Below are 20,008 nucleotides of genomic sequence, written 5' to 3'. Positions count from 1 at the left end.
GGGCGTCCAGGCGGCCCCAGATCCGGACCATCTCGCCGAGCGCCGCCTTGGCGTTGCCCGTGGGCAGCTTGGGTGCGACGGCGTCGTCGGCTCGTACCGCGAACAGGGGCCGGTCGGTGTCCTGTCCTTCGCCTTCCCCGGCGGGGCGATGAGCACCGACCAGTGTCGCCGCCTGCTGGACGCGTACGAGACCGCCCGTGAGCGTCCCACCTCCGTCCTGGTGCTCGGCGGGCAGCGCGACTTCTTCTCCAACGGCATCCATCTGAACGTCATCGAGGCCGCCGCCGACCCCGCCGCCGAGTCCTGGGCCAACATCAACGCCATGAACGACCTGGTCGAGGCGGTCCTCACCACGACCGACCGGCTCGTCGTCAGCGCGATCGGCGGCAACGCCGCCGCCGGAGGAGTGATGCTCGCCCTGGCCGCCGACGAGGTGTGGTGCCGGTCCGGTTCGGTGCTCAATCCGCACTACCGACGCATGGGCCTGTACGGATCGGAGTACTGGACCCGCACCCTGCCCGGGAAGGTGGGCGAGGCCCTGGCCGCACGGCTCACCGAGGAGGCCCAGCCGGTGTCCGCGGCGGCCTCGCTCGACATCGGTCTCGTCGACCGGGTCGTCGACTGCGGACCCGGGGAGTTCGCCGCCGAGGTCACCCGATTGGCCCTCCACCTGGCGTCCCGTGGCGGTCTCCAGCCGCGGATCGCGGCGAAGAAGGCGGAGCACGAGCGCCGGGAGTCCGTCTCTCCCCTTGCGGCCCACCGTGAGCGGGAGCTCTCCCGGATGCGGACGATCTTCGACGATCCCGCCGCGAGCTACCACGCGCGGCGCCGGGCCTTCGTACGGAAAGAGTCCCCCCGGGCGCCGCTCCCGAACGGCCCAGGTGCGGGCGCGGGCGCATCGGCCGACTGTTAAGCAAGACCTAGGCCCGACATGAGGCCTTCGCCCCATTCCTCCTCAGGAGGCGACCCATGAGCGCAGTGAAACCGGCCCCGGTCGAGGACCAGGGTGCCGCACCCGGCAGCGAAGAGAAGCCGATCCACATCCTCTGGATCAACGCGGGTCTGAGCTGCGACGGCGACTCGGTGGCCCTGACCGCCGCCATGCAGCCCAGCATCGAGGAGATCGCCCTCGCGGGGCTGCCGGGGCTGCCCCGGATCGCGGTCCACTGGCCACTGATCGACTTCGAGTGCGGTCCGGTGGGCGGCGCCGACACGTTCATCGAGTGGTTCTTCAAGGGGGAGCGGGGCGAGATCGACCCGTTCGTGCTGGTCGTCGAGGGATCGATCCCGAACGAGACCATCAAGCAGGAGGGCTACTGGAGCGGCTTCGGCGACGACCCGGAGACCGGCCAGCCCATCACCACCAGCGAGTGGATCGACCGGCTGGCGCCCAAGGCCCTCGCCGTGGTCGCGATCGGCACCTGCGCCACGTACGGCGGCATCCACGCCATGGCCGGGAACCCGACCGGCGCCATGGGACTCCCGGACTATCTCGGCTGGGACTGGAAGTCGCACGCCGGCATTCCCATCGTGTGCGTGCCCGGCTGTCCCATCCAGCCGGACAACTTCGCGGAGACGCTGACCTACCTGCTCTATCAGGCGGTCGGCTCCGCGCCGATGATCCCGCTGGACGACAAGCTCCGCCCGACCTGGCTGTTCGGGGCGACCGTGCACGAGGGCTGCGACCGGGCCGGCTACTACGAGCAGGGCCAGTTCGCCTCGACGTACGACTCGCCCAAGTGCCTCGTCAAGCTCGGCTGCTGGGGCCCCGTCGTCAAGTGCAACGTCCCCAAGCGTGGCTGGATGAACGGTGTCGGAGGCTGTCCGAACGTCGGCGGCATCTGCATCGCGTGCACCATGCCCGGATTCCCGGACAAGTTCATGCCGTTCATGGACGAACCTCCCGGTGCCAGGGTCTCCGTCTCCGCCAGCGGTGTGTACGGCTCGGTGATCCGCCGGCTCCGGGGCATGACGTCCAAGACCGTGGACAAGGAGCCGAAGTGGCGGCACACCGGCGAGCGCATCACCACCGGCTACCGGCCGCCCTGGTGACCGTGACCGCCATCGCGCCACCCCGCAAGACCCCCCATCCAACCCACTGTTCGCAATAGACGAAGAGTTGACGAAGGGCACCACAGCGACCATGGCATCTCCGGCGAAGACGACGGGTGACGGCTCCGGCCTTGTGGAGATGGCCTGGGACCCCATCACCCGGATCGTGGGCAGCCTCGGCATCCACACGAAGATCGATTTCAAGCAGAAGCGCGTCGCGGAGTGTTACAGCACGTCCTCCGTCTTCCGCGGCTACAGCGTCTTCATGCGGGGCAAGGACCCCCGCGACGCGCACTTCATCACCAGCCGCATCTGCGGCATCTGCGGTGACAACCACGCGACCTGCTCCGTGTACGCGCAGAACATGGCGTACGGCGTGAAGCCCCCGCATCTCGGCGAGTGGATCATCAACCTCGGCGAGTCCGCGGAGTACATGTTCGACCACAACATCTTCCAGGAGAACCTGGTCGGGGTCGACTACTGCGAGAAGATGGTCCGCGAGACCAACCCCGGCGTCCTGGAGCTGGCCGAGCGCACCGAGGCGCCGCACGCCGCCGAGCACGGCTACCGCACGATCGCGGACATCATGCGCTCCCTCAACCCCCTCGAAGGCGAGTTCTACCGCGAGGCGCTCCAGGTAAGCCGCTACACCCGGGAGATGTTCTGTCTCATGGAGGGGCGGCACGTCCACCCCTCCACCCTCTACCCCGGCGGCGTCGGCACGGTCGCGTCCGTGCAGCTGTTCACCGACTACATGAGCCGCCTCATGCGCTACGTGGAGTTCATGAAGCGGGTCGTCCCGCTCCACGACGACCTCTTCGACTTCTTCTACGAGGCGCTGCCCGGCTACGAGGAGGTCGGTCGCCGCCGTGTGCTGCTCGGCTGCTGGGGCGCGCTCAACGACCCCGAGCACTGCGACTTCACCTACGCCAACATGACCGACTGGGGCCGGCGGATGTTCGTCACCCCCGGTGTCGTCGTCGACGGCAAGCTGGTGACCAACGACCTCACCGAGATCAACCTCGGCATCCGCATCCTGCTCGGCAGCTCGTACTACGAGGACTGGCAGGGCCAGGAGCAGTTCGTCACCCACGATCCGCTGGGCAACCCGGTCGACCCGCGCCACCCGTGGAACCAGCACACGATCCCGGCCCCGCAGAAGCGGAACTTCGACGACAAGTACAGCTGGGTCATGTCCCCGCGCTGGTTCGACGGCAAGGACCACCTGGCACTGGACACCGGCGGCGGCCCCATCGCGCGCCTGTGGTCCACCGCGCTCTCCGGCCTCGTCGACATCGGCTACGTCAAGGCCACCGGGCACAGCGTCGTCATCAACCTGCCCCGGACGATGACCAAGCCGGAGACCACCTTCGAGTGGAAGATCCCGAAGTGGAGCAACGCCCTGGAGCGCAACCGCGCCCGGACCTACTTCCAGGCGTACGCGGCCGCCGTCGCCCTGCACTGCGCCGAGAAGGGCCTGGAGGAGGTCCGCGCCGGCCGCACGCAGACGTGGGAGAAGTTCGAAGTACCGGACCAGTCCATCGGTGTCGGCTTCACCGAGGCCGTACGGGGTGTCCTCTCGCACCACATGGTCATCAGGGACGGCAAGATCGCCAACTACCACCCCTATCCGCCGACGCCGTGGAACGCCTCCACGCGGGACACGTTCGGGACGCCCGGTCCGTACGAGGACGCGGTGCAGAACACCCCGATCTTCGAGGAGAACACGCCCGAGAACTTCAAGGGCATCGACATCATGCGCGCCGTGCGCAGCTTCGACCCCTGCCTGCCCTGCGGCGTCCACATGTACACGGGCGACGGCCGGACCGTGAAGCAGATGCACGTGCCCACCGGCCTGAGCGGTCTGGCCGGATGAGCGCGACCACCGCCGAACAGGCGGGCCGACGGGTCGAGGAGGTCCTGGACCGGCTGGCCGAGAACGGCGACGCCGAGGCCTCCGCGGCCGCGGAGGAAGTCGTACGCGTCCTCATGGAGTTCTACGGCAGCGGCATCGCCCGCGTCGTCGAGCTCCTCGGGCGCCCCGCCGCCCGTCCACCTGCCGACCCGCTGGGCCCGCTGCTCGCGGACGAACTCGTCGCGAGCCTCCTCAACCTGCACGGACTGCACCCCGAGGACGCGCCGACCCGTATCGACCGCGCCCTGGCCGCCCTGCCGCAGCCCGTGGAGAACGCCGGATTCGACCCGGCGACGGGCGTGCTGCGGCTGCGGGTCACCGCCTCGACCGGCTGCGGCTGCTCCGGCACCCAGGAGTCCGTCCGGCAGGCGGCCGTGGACGCCCTCGCCTGCTTCGCCCCCGAGGTGACCGGCGTGGAGCTGGAGAGCCGCGCCCCGCGCGAACCGGCGCTGCTCCAGATCGGCACCCGTCCGTCGCCCGCGGGCGCTGACAACCGCTCATCGGCCGCCCGGTGAACGGGCCGCCGAACAGCGCCGTGCGGCCCCCGGCGCCCACCGGCCTGCGCCGGTTCACCACTCCCCGCCCGCCCCGCGAGGAGCGCTGCGAACTGTGCGGCGCCCCGCTGGCGGCCGAGGAGCGCCACCCGCATCTCGTCGACACGGACAAGCGGGCCCTGGTCTGCGCCTGCGGTCCGTGCGCGCAGCTCATGGACCGCTCCGCCGCCTCCCCGGGGCGGTTCCGGGCGGTCCCCGGCCGCTTCCTGAGCGACCCGGGCCACCGGATCGACGACCGGGCCTGGGAGTCGCTGCGGATCCCGGTCTCGGTCGCGTTCTTCTTCCGCAACTCCGCCCTCGACCGGCCGGTGGTGCTCTACCCGAGCCCCGCCGGCGCCACCGAGAGCGAACCGGACGACGAGGCCTGGCGGTCCGTCCTCGACGCCACCCGGCTCGCCGCCCACCTCGAACCCGACGTCGAGGCCCTGCTGCTGCGCCGGCACGAGGGCCGGACCGAGTGCTTCCTCGTGCCGATCGACCTCTGCTACGAACTGGTGGGCCGCATGCGACTGCACTGGCAGGGATTCGACGGAGGCGCGGAGGCGCGGGCGGACCTCGACGCCCTCTTCGCCCACGTCCGCGGCCTGGCCCGCGAGCCGCAGGGGAGCCGGCCGTGACCGAGTTCTCCTTCGACTGCACCGACGTCCGCGCCGACGCCTACGCGGCCGGACCCACGCTCGTGTTCCGGCTGCGGATCACCGCCACCGGCGGCACCCGGGTCCACGCCATGGCCCTGCGCTGCCAGATCCGCGTCGAACCCGCACGGCGCGGCTACGACGACCACGAGGCCGCGGCCCTGGCCGACCTCTTCGGCGAACGCTCCCGGTGGGGCAGCAGCCTCAACCCGGTCCAGTTCGCCCAGGCCTCCGTCATGGTGCCCGGCTTCACCGGCGAGATCGAGACCGACCTCGTCGTGCCGTGCACCTACGACACCGACGTCGCCGCGTCCCGCTACTTCCGGGCGCTCTCCGACGGTGATGTCCCGCTGCTGCTGCTCTTCTCCGGCACCGCCTTCACCGGCGCCGGCGGCTTCCACGTCGAGCCCGTCCCCTGGGACAAGGAGGTCTCCCACCGCATGCCCGTGAAGGTGTGGCGCGAGATGATCGACCAGCACTTCCCCGGCTGCGGATGGATCCGGCTCCCGGGCGACGCGATGGACGCCCTGCTCGCCTACCGCTCGCGCCGGGCCCTCCCGTCGTGGGAGGCCACCGTCGACTCCCTGCTCGAAGCGGCGGGGGAGGGGACACGATGACCACCGTCGCCTTCACCCCCGGCACCGAGGCGCGGTTCGCCGTCGCCCGGCACGTCGCCGACGCCGTCCTCTTCGAGGGGTACGTCCTCTACCCGTACCGTGCGTCCGCCGCGAAGAACCGGCTCCGCTGGCAGTTCGGGGTCCTGGTGCCGCCGTCCTGGAGCGCCGCCGCCGAGGAGCACGACTTCCAGCTCACCGAATGCCTCATGGAGCCCAGGACCGGCGCCGAACTCGCCGTGGAGGTCCGCTTCCTGCGTGCCCAGCGGCGTACCGTCGAGGAACTCCGCGAGGACGGGACCTTCGCACCGACCGGCGAACTCCGGCTGGCCGACCGGGTCCTGGTGGCCTGGGACGAAGGCGTCGAGGAGCGCGTCACCCTCGTCGCCCCCGTCGCCGAACTGCGGGGCGACGGCACCGCCCTGCCCTTCACCCGCCCCGCCGCCGAGGAGACGGAGGAGGTCACCGACGCCGACGGACGCGTCCTCGGCCGGCTCGTACGCCGCCGCGAGGAGATCAGCGGCACCCTGCGGATCTCGGCGGCCGAACTCGACGGCCCGTACCGCGTCGAGCGCCTCTCGGTCACGGTGGAGAACACCAGCGACTGGACCGCCGAGCGGGACGACGACCGCCACGCGGCACTGCCGTACTCCCTCGTCGCCGCCCACACGCTGCTCCGCATCGACGGCGGCTCGTTCCTGTCGATGACCGACCCGCCGGAGTGGGCGAAGGGTGCCGTCGCCGCCTGCCGCAACCTGCACACCTGGCCCGTCCTGGCCGGCGAACCCGGCCGCGACGACCTGGTGCTCTCCTCGCCGATCATCCTGGAGGACCATCCGGCCATCGCGCCCGAGAGCCCCGGCGCCCTCTACGACGCGACCGAGATCGACGAGATCCTCGCCCTGCGCACGGCCGCCCTCACCGACGAGGAGAAGCGCGAGGCCAGGGGGACCGACGCCCGCGCCGCGGCGGTGATCGAGCTGGCGGACACCATGCCGCCCGAGGTCCTCGAACGTCTGCACGGAGCCGTACGAAGCCTGCAGAGCGTCACCGGGCCCCCGAAGCCGACCGGAGACGTCCTCGAACCGGAGACGCCCTGGTGGGACCCGGGCGGCGACACCACGGTCGATCCGGGCAGCGACCACGTCCTCGTCGACGGGCGCGCGGTCCGCGCGGGCAGCAGGGTCCTCCTGCGCCCCCGGCTGCGCCGCACGGACGCCCAGGACCTGTTCCTCGACGGGCGCAGCGCCCTGGTCGAGGCCGTCCTCCACGACGTCGACGGCGGAGTCCACATCGCGGTGACCGTGGAGGACGACCCGGGCGCCGACATCCGCCGCGAACAGGGCCGGTTCCTCTACTTCCAACCCGACGAGGTCGAAGCCCTGGAGGACGTGTGAACGGCTCCGCACCCGAGGCTCCGGCGCCCGGCACGGCCCGCACCCTCGTGGCCGGAGTGGGCAACATCTTCCTCGGCGACGACGGCTTCGGCGTGGAGACCCTGCGGCGGCTCACCCGCGAGGAACTCCCCGCCTCCGTCGAACTGGCCGACGTCGGGGTCCGGGGCGTCCACCTCGCCTACGAACTCCTCGACGGCTGGGACACCCTCGTCCTCGTCGACGTCACCGCCCGCGGCGGTGAACCGGGGACGCTCTATCTCATCGACGCCTCGGCGCCCGACGACCGCGGCCCCGGCACGGAGCCCGCGCCGCTCGACGGCCACCGGATGACGCCCGACGCCGTCCTCGCCCTGCTCGACACCCTGTGCGCGGGAACCGGGGCCGCGCCGCCACGGCGGATCCTCGTCGTCGGCTGCGAACCGGCCTGCCTCGACGAGGGCATCGGGCTCAGCCCACAGGTCGCCGCGGCCGTGCCCGAGGCCGTGCGCATGGTGACCGAACTGGTCCGCCAGGAAGCCGTCGTATGAAGACCGAAACGGAGAGCACCATGCACAGGAACGTCCTCGGCGCCGCAGTCGCCGCCACCGCCGCCCTGGCCGTCGTGGCCGTCGTCGTCGGAGTCCTCCCCGACCTCCGGCGCTATCTGCGCATCAGCAGGATGTGACGCGCCGGCGCGTCCGGCGGTGGCGGCTGCACCGAACGGACGACACCGCCGTGCGGTCCCGGCGCGCCGGACGGGACTCCGCCGCCGCCCGGCCTCTAATGGCGCCCGAGACCCACCCGCGCCAGGACGGAGACCGATGCACGAGATGTCCCTCGCGGTCGCCGTCGTCGACCAGGTCGAGGCCGCGGCGAAGTCCCGCGGGGCCGTCGGTGTCCGCAGCATCGAGCTGGACGTGGGCGAGCTGGCCGGCGTCGTCGCCGACGCCCTTGCCTTCTGCTTCGAACTCGCCTGCGCCGGAACCGTCGTCGAGGGCGCCGAGCTGATCACCCGTACCGTCCCGGGCACCGCGCGCTGCGCACCGTGCGCCGAGGACTGGACGGTCGGCATGCCGCCCCGGCTGCTCTGCCCCGGCTGCGGCGGCGCAGCCGAGGAACTGGTCTCCGGCCGTGAACTCCAGATCCGGGAGGTCCGCTGGGCCGGCCCCGAGGCGGCACGCGAAGAACGTCGTCAACCGATCACCGAGGAGAGCTGAGCATGTGCCGAGCCGTCGATCTCCAGCGCGCCGTACTCGCCAAGAACGAGGCCGCGGCACAGATCCTGCGTACCGAACTGACCTCCCGCGGCACCACGGTGGTCAACCTGCTCTCCAGCCCCGGAAGCGGCAAGACCGCCCTCCTGGAGCGTGAACTGCGCCTCGCCGGCGAACGGGGCGTCGCCGCCGCCGCGCTCACCGCCGACCTGGCCACGGAGAACGACGCCCGTCGCCTGGCCCGCTCGGGCGCCCCCGTCAAGCAGGTGCTCACCGACGGCCTCTGCCATCTGGAGGCCGACATGGTCGCCCGACACCTGCACGACTGGCTGCCCGAGTCCACCCGGCTGCTGTTCGTCGAGAACGTCGGCAATCTCGTCTGTCCCGCCGGCTACGACCTGGGGGAATCCCTCCGAGTGGTGCTCGCCTCGGTCACCGAAGGGGAGGACAAGCCGCTCAAGTACCCCACCGCGTTCGGCCTCGCCCAGCTGGTGATCATCACCAAGACCGACATGGCCGAAGCCGCGGAGTTCGACGAGACGGCCTTCCGTGCCAACGTGCAGCAGGTCAACCCCGGAGTCGAGGTCGTCCTCAGCTCGGTGCGTGACGGCCGGGGCGCCGGGGCACTCCTCGACCGGGCCCTCGCCGCGACCGAGGGGAACCGAGTCCATACCCCGGTGATGGCCCGGGCCGGCGCGTGAGCACGGCGCGACCCGGACCCGCACCCGCCACGGCCCCGCTGCGCAGCCGTGTCGTCGTCCGCGGTGTCGTGCAGGGCGTGGGCTTCCGGCCCTTCGTCTACGCCCTCGCCACCGGGCTGCGTCTGTCCGGTCACGTCACCAACACGGCGGACGGCGTCGTCGCGGAGGTCGAGGGAGCCCCCGAGGACGTCGCCTCCTTCTGCGCACGCCTCGCGCCCGACGCCCCGCCCATGGCCCGGGTGGAGTCGGTCGAGACGGCCGAGGTGACCGCGAGCGGCGGCAGCGGATTCACGATCGTGCCCTCCCGCCAGGGCGGCGCCGTCCGCACCCTCGTCCCGCCGGACACGGCCACCTGCGACGACTGCCTCGCGGAGCTCGCCGACCCGGCCGACCGGCGCTATCTGCACCCCTTCATCACCTGCACCAACTGCGGCCCGCGGTTCACGATCGTCACGGGACTGCCCTACGACCGGGTCCACACCACCATGGCCGGCTTCCCGATGTGTCCGGACTGCGCCCGGGAGTACGCGGACCCGGCCGACCGGCGCTTCCACGCGCAGCCCGTCGCCTGCCCCCGCTGTGGCCCCCGGCTGAGGCTGGTCACGGCGCCGGGCAGCCCGGCCCCCTCCGGCCCCGAGCCGCATGTTCGCCCCACCTCCGACCCCGGCGACGCCCCGGTCGCCGCCGCGCGCAGGATGCTCGCCTCCGGCGCGATCCTCGCCGTCAAAGGCCTCGGCGGCTACCACCTGGCCTGCGACGCGACGAACCCCGACGCGGTGGCCGAACTGCGCCGCCGCAAGGCGCGCGGTGACAAACCGTTCGCGATGATGGCCGCGGACCTCGCCGACGTCGTGCCCCTCGTCCACCTCGGCACGCTCGAACGCGAACTCCTCACCGGCCGCGTCCGGCCCGTCGTCCTGTTGCGCCGCCGCGACGACGCCCGGCCGCGCCACGGGGCCGCGCCGGCACGGGCGGTGGCACCGGGCAGCCCGGACCTCGGCTTCATGCTCCCGTACACCCCGGTCCACCACCTCCTCCTCGGCCTCGGCTCGGGGGACCGGGAAGGGCCCCGCCTGCTGGTGATGACCAGCGGCAATCTGTCGGGCGAACCGATCGTCACGGACGACGCGGAGGCGCTGACCCGGCTCGCCGGTCTGGCGGACGCCTGGCTGCTGCACGACCGGCCGATCCATGTGCCCTGCGACGACTCCGTCGTCCGCGTCTGCGACGGCGAACAGCTGACGCTGCGGCGCTCCCGGGGCTACGCACCGCTGCCGGTCACGCTGCCCGTCGACGTCGCTCCCGCCCTCGCCGTCGGAGGTGACCTGAAGAACACCTTCTGTCTCGGCGCCGGGCGTCAGGCTTGGCCCTCCGCCCACATCGGGGACATGGACGACCTCGCCACCCAGCTCGCCCTCGCCTCCGCCGTGCGCCGGCTCGAGTCCGTGACGGGCGTACGGCCCGGACTGCTCGCCGCCGACCGCCACCCGGGCTACCGGTCCACCCGCTGGGCCCGCGAACACGCGGCGGGACGGCCCGTCGTCCCCGTACAACACCACCACGCGCACGTCGCGGCGGCGATGGCCGAGAACGGTCTCGACGGCACGCGTCCCGTGATCGGCGTGGCCTTCGACGGCACCGGCCACGGTCTCGACGGCGCCGTGTGGGGCGGTGAGTTCCTTCTCGCGGACTACGCCGGGTTCCGACGGTTCGCGCACCTGGCCTACGTACCCCTGCCGGGTGGCGACGCGGCCGTACGCCGGCCGTACCGCATGGCTCTGTCCCACCTGCGGGCCGCGGGCCTCGCCGCCGACCGGGCGCTGCCCTGCACGCGGGCCTGTGGACCCGGAGAACTGCCCCTGCTGGGAAGGCAGTTGGAGCGCGGGCTGAACTGCGTGCCCACGTCCAGCATGGGGCGCCTCTTCGACGCCGTCTCCTCGATCGTGGGGATCTGCCAGCACGCGGGATACGAGGCGCAGGCCGCGATCGAGCTGGAGGCCGCGGCCCTGCGCGCACCCGTCGTGGCCGAGGACGCCCGCTATGCCTTCCGGCTCGGCTCGCCGGGGCCCGGTGCCCCGCTCACCGCCGACCCCGCGCCCCTTCTGTCGGCGATGGTCGCCGACGTGCTGGACGGGACCCCCGCAGCCGTCGTCGCGGCGCGGTTCCACCGGGCCGTGGCCCGATGGGTGCGTGTGGTCTGCGCCGCCGCCCGCGACGAGACCGGCCTGGAGACCGTCGCCCTGACCGGGGGAGTGTTCGCCAACACGGTGCTCTCCTCGGCCTGCGCCGAAGGACTGCGGGAGGACGGCTTCACCGTCCTGCGCCACCGTCAGATCCCGCCGAACGACGGCGGGCTGGCTCTGGGCCAGCTCGTCGTGGCCGCCCGGATCACGGACGGGGCGGCCCCCGGCACGCCACGACGAGAGCGAAACTGAGGAGACACCCATGTGCCTGGCGGTACCCGGAAAAGTGCTGGACGTCGAGGTCCGGGACGGCACCCGGATGGCCACGGTCGACTTCGGCGGCGTGGTCAAGGAGGTGTGCCTGGAGTACCTGCCGGACCTGAAGCCCGGTGAGTACGCCATCGTGCACGTGGGCTTCGCCCTCCAGAAGCTCGACGAGGAGTCGGCCCGGCGGACGCTGGAGCTGTTCGAGACCCTCGGCCTGCTCCAGGAGGAGTTCGGAGACCCGTGGGAGGCCGCCGAGGCCGCGGGCGGCGAGTGGCAGGCGCAGGACGGCGTCGGCGGGGAGGTACGGCCGTGAAGTACATCGACGAGTTCCAGAACCCGGGCCTGGCAGGCCGGCTGCTCGACGAGATCCGCGCGACGGTGACGCGCCCCTGGGCCCTGATGGAAGTCTGCGGCGGCCAGACCCACAGCATCATCCGGCACGGCATCGACCAGCTCCTGCCGCCCGAGATCGAGCTCATCCACGGTCCGGGCTGTCCGGTCTGCGTCACTCCGCTGGAGATGATCGACAAGGCCCTGGAGATCGCTTCACGGCCAGGGGTGATCTTCTGTTCCTTCGGCGACATGCTCCGCGTCCCCGGCACGGGCCGCGACCTGTTCCAGGTCCGCGGGCAGGGCGGCGACGTCAGGGTGGTCTACTCCCCTCTGGACGCGCTGCGGATCGCCGAGCAGAACCCCGACCGGGAGGTGGTCTTCTTCGGCATCGGCTTCGAGACCACCGCGCCGCCCAACGCGATGACGGTCCATCAGGCGCGCAAGCGGAACATCCGCAACTTCAGCCTGCTCGTGTCCCACGTCCGCGTCCCTCCGGCGATCGACGCGATCATGCGTTCACCTGAGTGCCGCGTCCAGGGTTTCCTCGCCGCCGGCCACGTCTGCAGCGTGATGGGCACGGCCGAGTACCCGGAGCTCGCGCGACGCCACCAGGTGCCGATCGTGGTCACCGGATTCGAGCCGCTGGACATCCTGGAAGGCGTACGCAGGACCGTGCTCCAGCTGGAGCGGGGCGAGCACACGGTCGAGAACGCCTACCAGCGCGCCGTGACGGCCGCGGGCAATCCGGCGGCACAGGCGATGCTGGGCGACGTCTTCGAGGTCACCGACCGGGCCTGGCGCGGCATCGGCGTCATCCCGGCCAGCGGCTGGCGCCTGTCCGAACGCTACCGGGACCACGACGCCGAGCACCGCTTCGCCGTCGAGGGGATCGACACCCGCGAACCCGCCGAGTGCCGCAGCGGCGAAGTCCTCCAGGGCCTGCTGAAACCGAACGAGTGCGAGGCGTTCGGCACCACCTGCACCCCCCGCTCCCCGCTCGGCGCCACGATGGTGTCCAGCGAGGGTGCCTGCGCCGCCTATTACCTCTACCGGCGGCTCGACGCGGCAACCCCGGGACAGCGGCCTCCCGCCTCGGCCCGCACGGCCTCCGGCACCCCGTCCCCGGTCACCGCTTCCCTGGAGGGCAGCCCCCTTGCCTGACACCGTCAGCACCACCCCGGCGGTCGACGCCGCGCAACCGGCACCCGACATGCTCGCCTGGACCTGTCCGGCGCCCCTGCGCGACCGACCGCGCATCGTCATGGGCCACGGCGGCGGAGGAGCACTGTCCGCCGAACTGATCGAGGGCGTCTTCGCCCCCGCCTACGGCGGACCGGCCCTCGCCCACACCGCGGACGCGGCCGAGATCCGGATCGGCGGTGCCCGCCTGGCGTTCTCCACGGACTCCTTCGTGGTGCGCCCCCTGTTCTTCCCCGGCGGCAGCATCGGCGACCTCGCCGTCAACGGCACCGTGAACGACCTCGCCATGAGCGGTGCCCGGGCGAGCCACCTCTCCTGCGGGTTCATCCTGGAGGAAGGCGTCGAGACCGAAGTGGTCGCCCGCGTCGCGCAAGCCCTCGGTGAGGCGGCGCGCGTGGCCGGCGTCCAGGTCGTCACCGGTGACACCAAGGTCGTGGAGGCCGGTCACGGCGACGGCATCTACATCAACACCTCGGGCATCGGGCTGATCCCCGACGGAGTCGACCTGCGCCCGCAACGGGTGGTGCCCGGAGACGTGGTGATCGTGAGCGGCCCGATCGGCATGCACGGCGTGGCGATCATGAGCGTGCGGGAGGGCCTCGAATTCGGTGTCGAGATCAACAGCGACTGCGCACCGCTCGGCGGCCTCGTCGAGGCGATGCTCGCCGTCACGCCGGACCTGCACGTGCTGCGCGACCCCACGCGCGGGGGCCTGGCCGCCTCGCTGAACGAGATCGCGGCGGCGTCGGGCACGGGCGTCGTCATCCAGGAGCGCGCCGTCCCGGTCCCCGAAGCGGTCGGCAACGCCTGTGCGGTGCTCGGCCTCGACCCCATGTACGTGGCGAACGAGGGCAAGCTCGTGGCCTTCGTCCCGCGTGAGCACGCCGACGCCGTACTGGCCGCGATGCGCGCCCACCCCATGGGCACCGAAGCGGCGGTGATCGGCGAGGCGGTCGAGACCCACCCGGGCATGGTCGTGGCCCGTACCGGACTCGGCGGCACCCGCATCGTGGACATGCCACTCGGAGAGCAGTTGCCGCGGATCTGCTGAGCTCAGGCCCGGCGGCCGCGTCGCTCACGGGAGGTGTCGAGGGTCCACGTGTGGGTGCAGTTCGGGCACTGCAGGTGGACCCGGGGCCCCTTGTTCGCGATCAGGTAGCGCCAGTGGCTCCGGCAGTTCCGGCGGTCCAGACAGGTCGCGCAGTCACGGGCGTCGTCGCAGCCCGGACGCCCAGGCCCGCCGAGCCGGGTCTGCGTGGGGGTCAAGCGGAAGACGCACGGCCCGGCACCTCCCCGGGCAGGACACCGGCCGCGACCAGCATCGCGTGAATGCTCTGCTGCTCCTCGTCCAAGCCCGAGTACAGCAGGGCGTGCGCCGCCTCCTCCTCACGCAGCACGGCCACGGGGTCCCAGTCGGGCCCCAGGGCTGCCACGACCTCGGCACGCCGACGTGCCTCCTCGACGGTGAGGTCGATGCTGAAGCCGACCAGGTCGGAACGAGGATGGGGGGCGTGGTTCATGGGGTGCTTTCGGGATGAATCGAACAAGTACGCCACCACGTCTACCAGAACGCATGGCGCGCACGGAAGTGCCCGACCTGCCTTCGAAAGTCCCTGTGGCGCACCTCATGCCGAACAGGCAGTGACGACGGCCGGCGGTTCCGCGGGCGCACGGCGAAAAATCAGAGTCCGGGAAGAGCCTCCGACGACCGGTGCCCCGCACCCGGCGTCGCCCGTCCTGCCCCGGCCGACTCGCGGAAGGCGTCGAGGAGCGTGCGCAGGACGGGCTGTTCCACGGAACCGGCCCGGATCACGGCGTGGATCGCCCTGACAGGCTCGGGGCGCCTGACGCGTCGGACGGCGACGCCGGGGTGACGGGCGCTCAGTCCGAGCTGGGGGACGAGACTGACGCCGAGACCGGCGGCGACGAAGCCCTGTGCGGTGGCGTAGTCCTGCGACGTGGCCGCGAAGTCAGGGCTGAAGCCTGCCGCGGCGCAGGCGTCGGTGACCGGGGCGAGGCAGGGGCCGGGGGGCTCGCTTCGGACCCAGGGTTCACGGGCGAGATCGGTGAGGTCGAGCACGCGCTTGGGGGCGAGCGGATGTCCGGCGGGCAGCACCGCGCGGTACGGGTCGTCGAGCAGGTGCACGACCTGGAGGCCCCGCCGGGGCGCGTCGGCCGGCGGCCGGACGACCAGGGCCAGGTCGGCGTCGCCCCCGTACACCTGCGCCACCGCGTCGTCAGGGTCCGCCAGCCGCGGGTCGATCGCGACCCCCGGGTGCTCGCGGCGCACGCGGGCCAGGGCGGGCGCCAGCAGGGTCGGCCCGACGGAGGCGAAGTAGCGGACGGTCAGCCGGCCCTCGCGCCCGGCGCGCAGATCGGCGAGCGCGGTCTCGGCCTCGGCGAGGTGCTTGCTGATGACGGCCGTGTACCGGGTGAGCAGCAGTCCGGCCTCCGTGGGCCGTACACCCCGGCCGGCCCGTTCGAGCAGCGCGATCCCCGCCTCCTTCTCCAGGGCCGCGATCTGCTGGCTGATCGCGGAGGGGGTGTAGCCGAGATGCGCGGCCGCCGCCGTCACCGAGCCGCTGGTGATCACGGCCCGCAGGACCTGCATGCGTCTCACGTCGATCATGTAGCACAGCTTAAAAGAGGTGCAGAACCTTTTTCTTGTCCTTCCGAGAAGAGTCCGGCAGCGTTCATGTCCACGGGACCGACCAGGAGGCAGCGGTGAACGGCGTCATGGACAGAAGCCGGACAGGGGTGCGCATCGGCGTGCTCGCCCTGCTCTGGGGCTCGACCTTCCTCTGGATCGAGGTGGCCCTGGAGGCCCTGACACCGGTGCAGGTGACGTTCGGCCGGTGCCTGATCGGGGCGGTCACCCTGCTGGCCCTCTGCCTGCTTTCCGGCCGGCGGCTGCCCCGCGGGCCGGCCGTCTGGGGCCGGATCGTCGTCGCCGCCTTCTTCTGCAACGCGCTGCCGTTCGCCCTCTTCAGCTTCGGGCAGCAGAGCATCGACTCCGGCGTCGCCGGCGTCCTGAACGCCACGACCCCTCTGTGGTCCCTGCTCCTCGGCGCGGCCGTCGGCACCGAAAGGGGCCTGCGGCCGGTACGGGTGGTCGGCCTGCTGCTGGGATTCGCCGGGGTGGTACTCATCTTCGCGCCGTGGCAGGCCGGTGAGTCGGGCGGCTGGGGAGCCCTCGCCATCGTGGGCGCGGCGGCCGGTTACGCGGTCGGTTTCCTGTTCATGAGCCGTCACCTGGTCGGCAAGGGCATCCCGACCCTCGCGCTGTCCGCGGCGCAGCTCACCGCCGCGACCGTCCTCACCGCGCCGACCCTGGCGGCGGGCGGCCTGACGCCGATCGAGATCACCCCGAGACAGCTGATCGCCACGGTGATCCTCGGCGTCGTCGCCACCGGCGTCACCTTCCACCTCACCTACCGGAACATCGCGGCCGAAGGCGCCACCCACACGGCCACCGTCGGCTACCTGCTGCCCGTGGTCTCCGTGGCCCTCGGCGCCGTCGTCCTCCACGAGGACTTCAGCCTCCGGATCGCCCTGGGAATGGCGGTCGTTCTCACCGGCGTCGCCCTGACCCGCCGGTCGACGCCGGCCGGCCTTCCGCTTCCCCGTCCTCGCCCCAGGCAGGAACAAGACGCACGGCGGTGACGGCGGAACCATGACGCCGGGACGTTGCCCCGGGCCGCCAGACCCGCCGTGCGCCCCCTTGCCCGCGCGGAACGTACCGCTCTCACGTTGCCGGCCACGACCGGAGGGGCCGGAGGCGGTAACCCTGGGCGCCCCGCCGGGGCCTATGAGTGCGGACCCTGTTTTCCGCCGGGTGGGGCCGCCCGGCTCTCGGTGGGCTCCGTAGGGGGCCCGGCGGGCGAACCCGGCGAGGGCTCGCCCGCCGCGAGGTGCTCCAGGACCTCCGCCAGTTCCTCGCAGGCGCGGCGCACCGAACGGCGGGTCGCACGCTGCTCGGTGATGACGGAGGCGAGGAGCAGAGCGGTCAGTGCGGCGGAACCGTTGAACGTCTGGAGCTTGACCATGATCTCGACGTCCGACAGGCGGAAGAACGCGCCCCGGTCGGAGGTCGCCACGAAGGTGGCGAATACGGAGGCGAAGAGCGCGCACAGCACGCTGCCGGCGAGCTGGAAGCGGAGCGCTGCCCAGACCAGCAGGGGGAAGACGAGGAAGAGCAGGCCCATCGGGCTGAGCACGGCCAGGGGGACGAGAACCAGGGTCGTCAGGCCCAGAAAGGCCGCCTCCTTCCAGCGCCGCAGCCGGAACCGTCTGGCCGGCCCCGCGAGTACGAGCAGGAGCGGAGCGACGAGCAGAACCCCCATGGTGTCGCCCGCCCACCAGGCCAGCCACACGGCCCAGAACTCGCTCCTGTCGAGGGAGCCTGTCACCACCTGCAGCCCGACCCCCGCGGTCGCGCTGATCAGCATGGCGCCGAACCCGCCGAGGAAGACCAGCGAGACTCCGTCCCGCAGCCGCGCCATGTCAAGCCGGAAGCCGACCCGTCTCAGCAGCAGGAAGGCGCAGAGCGGCGCGACGGTGTTGCTCACCACGGTGACCACTGTGGTGGGCCCAGGGGTGGTGAGGGAGGCGATGACGAGGAAGGAGCCGAGGGCGATCCCGGGCCAGACCCGCGCGCCGAACAGCAGCAGGGCGGCGACGGCGACGCCGGTGGGCGGCCAGATGGGGGTGGCCACCACGCCTTCGACGACGAGGCGGCCCAGAAGGCCGAGCCGTCCGGCCGCGTAGTAGCAGACCGCCACGGCCAGCGAAATCAGCGCCGCCTCGGTAAGGGGCCGGAACTGCCGAATATCCAACACGCCAGCCATCAGACACCGGCCGGGCCGCCATGACCGGGCAAGGACCCCTGCGTGTCGGGCGCCGCGTCCGGCACGAGTCCGGACCGGCTGGATTCCGGCCCGGCTGGATTCCGGACCGGCTGGTGGAGTACGGACCGGTTCGAAGGTCTGGCCTGAACCGGGGCGGGCCGAGCCGGGGCGAGCCCCCTTCACCCCTCGACCGTCGACTTCACCCCTCGACCGTCGACCGGGCCGGACCTCCGTCATGGCCGACGACCAGGACGGCTGCGTCGTCCTCGTGCCCCACCGTGGCCGCCAGCTTCATGACGGCGGTGGCGAGCGCGTCCACGTCCAGCCCGGCGACGGCGGTGATCCCGGCGAGCCGCGTCACCCGGTCCAGACCCTCGTCGACGTGGAGCGAGGGCCCCTCCACCACCCCGTCGGTCAGGAGGACGAAGACACCGTCGGACGTGAGCCGGTGGCGCGTGGTCGGGTAGTCGACGTGGCGGAGCACACCGAGCGGAGGTCCGCCCTCGCTGTCGTCGATGCCGGACCGGCCGTCGGTGGTGGCCCAGATGTGGGGGATGTGGCCGGCCCGGGCGCACTCCAGGGTGCCGGCAGCGGGGTCGAGCCGCAGGAAGGTGCAGGTGGCGAAGAGGTCGGCGCCCAGAGAGATCAGCAGGTCGTTGGTGCGACCGAGCAGCTCTCCCGGGTCTCCGGTGACGGAGGCCAGCGCGCGCAGTGCCACGCGGACCTGTCCCATGAAGGCGGCGGCCTCGATGTTGTGCCCCTGCACGTCACCGATGGACATGCCGATCTGCCCGCCGGGCAGGGAGAAGGCGTCGTACCAGTCACCGCCGACGTTGAGCCCGTGGTTGGCGGGCTCATAGCGGACGGCCAGCCGGGCGCCCGGAAAACTGGGCAGGTCCGAGGGCAGCATGCCGCGCTGCAGGGCCACGGCGAGCTCGACACGGGAACGCTGCGTCTCGGCCAGCTCCCGAGCCCTGGCGGTCAGCGACCCGAGCCGGACCAGAAGGTCCTCGCTGTTGTCGGCCGGCCGTCTGCGGAACATCGATCACTCCGACGTCACGACAATCCTCGCATCACTCCGTCCCGTCTCCAGCACGGGGGACCACCTCGGTACGAACAGGTCCTTCCCCACTCTGCCCGGAGGGCACGACGCCCGCATCTCATCGACCCCGCATCCCGGCCCGAAGGCGCCACCAGGAGATCGGGTCCCGGATCCGGGTGCCCCTCCTGGGCATCGCCCGCCTCCGCCGGCGGTGAACCCGTCGCCCCGTCGAACGCGTACGTGCCCTGCTCCTTCGTCACCGCCCCGAGGACGGTCAAGGTCGAGCGCAAGGTAGGGCTTGCGGAGGTTGGCCTGCGCTCGGTCACCACCAGGGAGAACGGGATCGACGCCCGCTTCACCGGCCGCTCGGTCACCTTCCGTCCGAGCTCGTCGTCCACCGCGTAGGGGGAGCGGGCGCCGGGGTCGGTCAGGCGAGGTCGGGGAGGGGGCGCCGGGCGACCTCGTGGGCGTCGTCCGGCGGGACGCCCAGCATGCGCAGGACCATCTCGGCGAGGTTCACCGCGGCGTCGTCGCCGTCCACGTCGGGGCGGGCGAATCGCAGCTCCACCAGGGACAGCAGGGTTCCACCCAGCGCGGACAGGGCCACTGTCGGGTCGACGGCGGTGAAGCGGCCGGAGGCCATGCCGACCTCGACGTCCCGGAGGGCCCGTCGGGTCAGGCCGTTGTCCGAGTGGATGTGGCCCAGGCCCCGGCGGCGCAGCACCTGCATCAGCTCCGGGTGCGACTCGGCCATGCGGGCGCTGAGCCGGAAGCCCGTCGCGACGAGCTCCGCGGGGTCGTCGATGCCGGCCAGGTGCTCGTCGAAGGTCTGGCCGAACTCCTCCAGCGCGTCCTGCACCGCGGCCTCGAAGAGCTCCGTCTTCGAGTCGAAGTGGTTGTAGAACGAGCCGAAGCCGACGTCGGCGCGCTCGGCGATCACCTGGATGCTGACGCTGGTGTCCCCGGTCTCGGCGAGTATCCGGCGGGCCGCGCGTACGAGAGCTCCGCGGGTCTCGGCCCGACGCCGCTCGAATCGGTTACTGGGCGGTGCTGACGTAGGCATGCCCAGATTCTA

The 20,008-nt window shown here is 72.1% G+C and carries 21 protein-coding genes and 1 pseudogene; 16 read left to right on the top strand and 6 right to left on the bottom strand.

What is annotated here, in order from left to right; translation table 11 throughout:
* Window positions 1-94 precede the first annotated feature (94 nt).
* The 15 genes and pseudogenes from ABT041_RS06645 to hypE all read left to right on the top strand — a co-directional run.
* Window positions 95-913 (top strand): annotated as a pseudogene (locus tag ABT041_RS06645) (enoyl-CoA hydratase/isomerase family protein); the annotation flags it as partial.
* A gap of 56 nt (window positions 914-969) precedes the next feature.
* On the top strand, window positions 970-2,052 hold the full coding sequence (locus tag ABT041_RS06640; RefSeq protein WP_351179975.1) for an NADH-quinone oxidoreductase subunit B family protein: 1,083 nt from the start codon (window positions 970-972) through the stop codon (window positions 2,050-2,052).
* Between the two features lie 91 nt (window positions 2,053-2,143).
* The gene (locus ABT041_RS06635) at window positions 2,144-3,928 is read left to right on the top strand and encodes a nickel-dependent hydrogenase large subunit (protein WP_351179972.1); all 1,785 of its coding nucleotides are present in this window, start codon (window positions 2,144-2,146) and stop codon (window positions 3,926-3,928) included.
* Window positions 3,925-4,482 (top strand): NifU-related iron-sulfur-binding protein, encoded by a 558-nt coding sequence (locus tag ABT041_RS06630; RefSeq protein ID WP_351179969.1) that lies wholly within the window; start codon window positions 3,925-3,927, stop codon window positions 4,480-4,482. Before ABT041_RS06635 ends, ABT041_RS06630 begins: the two co-directional genes overlap by 4 nt.
* Window positions 4,479-5,138 (top strand): DUF5947 family protein, encoded by a 660-nt coding sequence (locus ABT041_RS06625; RefSeq protein WP_351179966.1) that lies wholly within the window; start codon window positions 4,479-4,481, stop codon window positions 5,136-5,138. The genes ABT041_RS06630 and ABT041_RS06625 overlap by 4 nt, the downstream gene beginning before the upstream one ends.
* Window positions 5,135-5,773 (top strand): DUF6084 family protein, encoded by a 639-nt coding sequence (locus tag ABT041_RS06620; protein ID WP_351179964.1) that lies wholly within the window; start codon window positions 5,135-5,137, stop codon window positions 5,771-5,773. The genes ABT041_RS06625 and ABT041_RS06620 overlap by 4 nt, the downstream gene beginning before the upstream one ends.
* A complete protein-coding gene (locus tag ABT041_RS06615) occupies window positions 5,770-7,167 on the top strand; it encodes a hypothetical protein (RefSeq protein ID WP_351179961.1) in 1,398 nt (465 codons plus the stop codon). Before ABT041_RS06620 ends, ABT041_RS06615 begins: the two co-directional genes overlap by 4 nt.
* Window positions 7,164-7,694, top strand: a complete 531-nt coding sequence (locus tag ABT041_RS06610; RefSeq protein WP_351179959.1) for a hydrogenase maturation protease — start codon at window positions 7,164-7,166, stop codon at window positions 7,692-7,694. The genes ABT041_RS06615 and ABT041_RS06610 overlap by 4 nt, the downstream gene beginning before the upstream one ends.
* The gene (locus tag ABT041_RS06605) at window positions 7,691-7,831 is read left to right on the top strand and encodes a DUF6893 family small protein (protein WP_351179957.1); all 141 of its coding nucleotides are present in this window, start codon (window positions 7,691-7,693) and stop codon (window positions 7,829-7,831) included. The genes ABT041_RS06610 and ABT041_RS06605 overlap by 4 nt, the downstream gene beginning before the upstream one ends.
* Before the next feature lie 136 nt (window positions 7,832-7,967).
* Window positions 7,968-8,363 carry a hydrogenase maturation nickel metallochaperone HypA/HybF gene (locus ABT041_RS06600; RefSeq protein WP_351179954.1) on the top strand — a complete coding sequence of 132 codons (396 nt, stop codon included), beginning with the start codon at window positions 7,968-7,970 and terminating at the stop codon, window positions 8,361-8,363.
* A 2-nt stretch (window positions 8,364-8,365) separates the two neighbouring features.
* Window positions 8,366-9,061: a hydrogenase nickel incorporation protein HypB gene (gene hypB, locus ABT041_RS06595; RefSeq protein ID WP_351179951.1), complete on the top strand. Its 696-nt coding sequence runs from the start codon at window positions 8,366-8,368 to the stop codon at window positions 9,059-9,061.
* Window positions 9,058-11,496 carry a carbamoyltransferase HypF gene (hypF, locus tag ABT041_RS06590; protein ID WP_351179948.1) on the top strand — a complete coding sequence of 813 codons (2,439 nt, stop codon included), beginning with the start codon at window positions 9,058-9,060 and terminating at the stop codon, window positions 11,494-11,496. The genes hypB and hypF overlap by 4 nt, the downstream gene beginning before the upstream one ends.
* Before the next feature lie 10 nt (window positions 11,497-11,506).
* Window positions 11,507-11,824, top strand: coding sequence for a HypC/HybG/HupF family hydrogenase formation chaperone (locus ABT041_RS06585; RefSeq protein ID WP_351179945.1), 318 nt, complete (start codon window positions 11,507-11,509; stop codon window positions 11,822-11,824).
* Window positions 11,821-13,005, top strand: a complete 1,185-nt coding sequence (gene hypD / locus ABT041_RS06580; RefSeq protein WP_351179942.1) for a hydrogenase formation protein HypD — start codon at window positions 11,821-11,823, stop codon at window positions 13,003-13,005. The genes ABT041_RS06585 and hypD overlap by 4 nt, the downstream gene beginning before the upstream one ends.
* 49 nt (window positions 13,006-13,054) lie before the next feature.
* Window positions 13,055-14,095: a hydrogenase expression/formation protein HypE gene (gene hypE, locus ABT041_RS06575; protein WP_351180034.1), complete on the top strand. Its 1,041-nt coding sequence runs from the start codon at window positions 13,055-13,057 to the stop codon at window positions 14,093-14,095.
* A gap of 2 nt (window positions 14,096-14,097) precedes the next feature.
* Here hypE and ABT041_RS06570 read toward each other — a convergent pair whose 3' ends face one another.
* The 3 genes from ABT041_RS06570 to ABT041_RS06560 all read right to left on the bottom strand — a co-directional run bounded on the left by ABT041_RS06570 (window position 14,098) and on the right by ABT041_RS06560 (window position 15,673).
* A complete protein-coding gene (locus ABT041_RS06570) occupies window positions 14,098-14,310 on the bottom strand; it encodes a hypothetical protein (RefSeq protein WP_502976389.1) in 213 nt (70 codons plus the stop codon).
* Complete coding sequence (locus ABT041_RS06565) at window positions 14,307-14,564, bottom strand: DUF6400 family protein (RefSeq protein WP_351179939.1); 258 nt, start codon at window positions 14,562-14,564, stop codon at window positions 14,307-14,309. The genes ABT041_RS06570 and ABT041_RS06565 overlap by 4 nt, the downstream gene beginning before the upstream one ends.
* Window positions 14,565-14,725: 161 nt before the next feature.
* Window positions 14,726-15,673: a LysR family transcriptional regulator gene (locus tag ABT041_RS06560; protein ID WP_351179936.1), complete on the bottom strand. Its 948-nt coding sequence runs from the start codon at window positions 15,671-15,673 to the stop codon at window positions 14,726-14,728.
* Window positions 15,674-15,780: 107 nt separating this feature from the next.
* On the opposite strand from ABT041_RS06560, the gene ABT041_RS06555 reads away from it, so the two are divergent.
* On the top strand, window positions 15,781-16,707 hold the full coding sequence (locus ABT041_RS06555) for a DMT family transporter (protein ID WP_351179933.1): 927 nt from the start codon (window positions 15,781-15,783) through the stop codon (window positions 16,705-16,707).
* A gap of 143 nt (window positions 16,708-16,850) precedes the next feature.
* On the opposite strand, the gene ABT041_RS06550 is transcribed toward ABT041_RS06555, so the two are convergent.
* The 3 genes from ABT041_RS06550 to ABT041_RS06540 all read right to left on the bottom strand — a co-directional run bounded on the left by ABT041_RS06550 (window position 16,851) and on the right by ABT041_RS06540 (window position 19,996).
* The gene (locus tag ABT041_RS06550; RefSeq protein WP_351179930.1) at window positions 16,851-17,891 is read right to left on the bottom strand and encodes an MASE1 domain-containing protein; all 1,041 of its coding nucleotides are present in this window, start codon (window positions 17,889-17,891) and stop codon (window positions 16,851-16,853) included.
* A 199-nt stretch (window positions 17,892-18,090) separates the two neighbouring features.
* Entirely contained in the window at window positions 18,091-18,933 is an 843-nt protein-coding gene (locus ABT041_RS06545; protein WP_351179927.1) for a PP2C family protein-serine/threonine phosphatase, read from the bottom strand.
* 427 nt (window positions 18,934-19,360) lie between these two features.
* Entirely contained in the window at window positions 19,361-19,996 is a 636-nt protein-coding gene (locus tag ABT041_RS06540) for a TetR/AcrR family transcriptional regulator (protein ID WP_351179924.1), read from the bottom strand.
* Window positions 19,997-20,008: the final 12 nt, after the last annotated feature.

Origin of the sequence: Streptomyces sp. NPDC002825 (assembly GCF_040295385.1) — a bacterium.
Lineage (GTDB): Bacteria > Actinomycetota > Actinomycetes > Streptomycetales > Streptomycetaceae > Streptomyces.
This window is presented reverse-complemented; position numbering and strand designations above follow the sequence as displayed.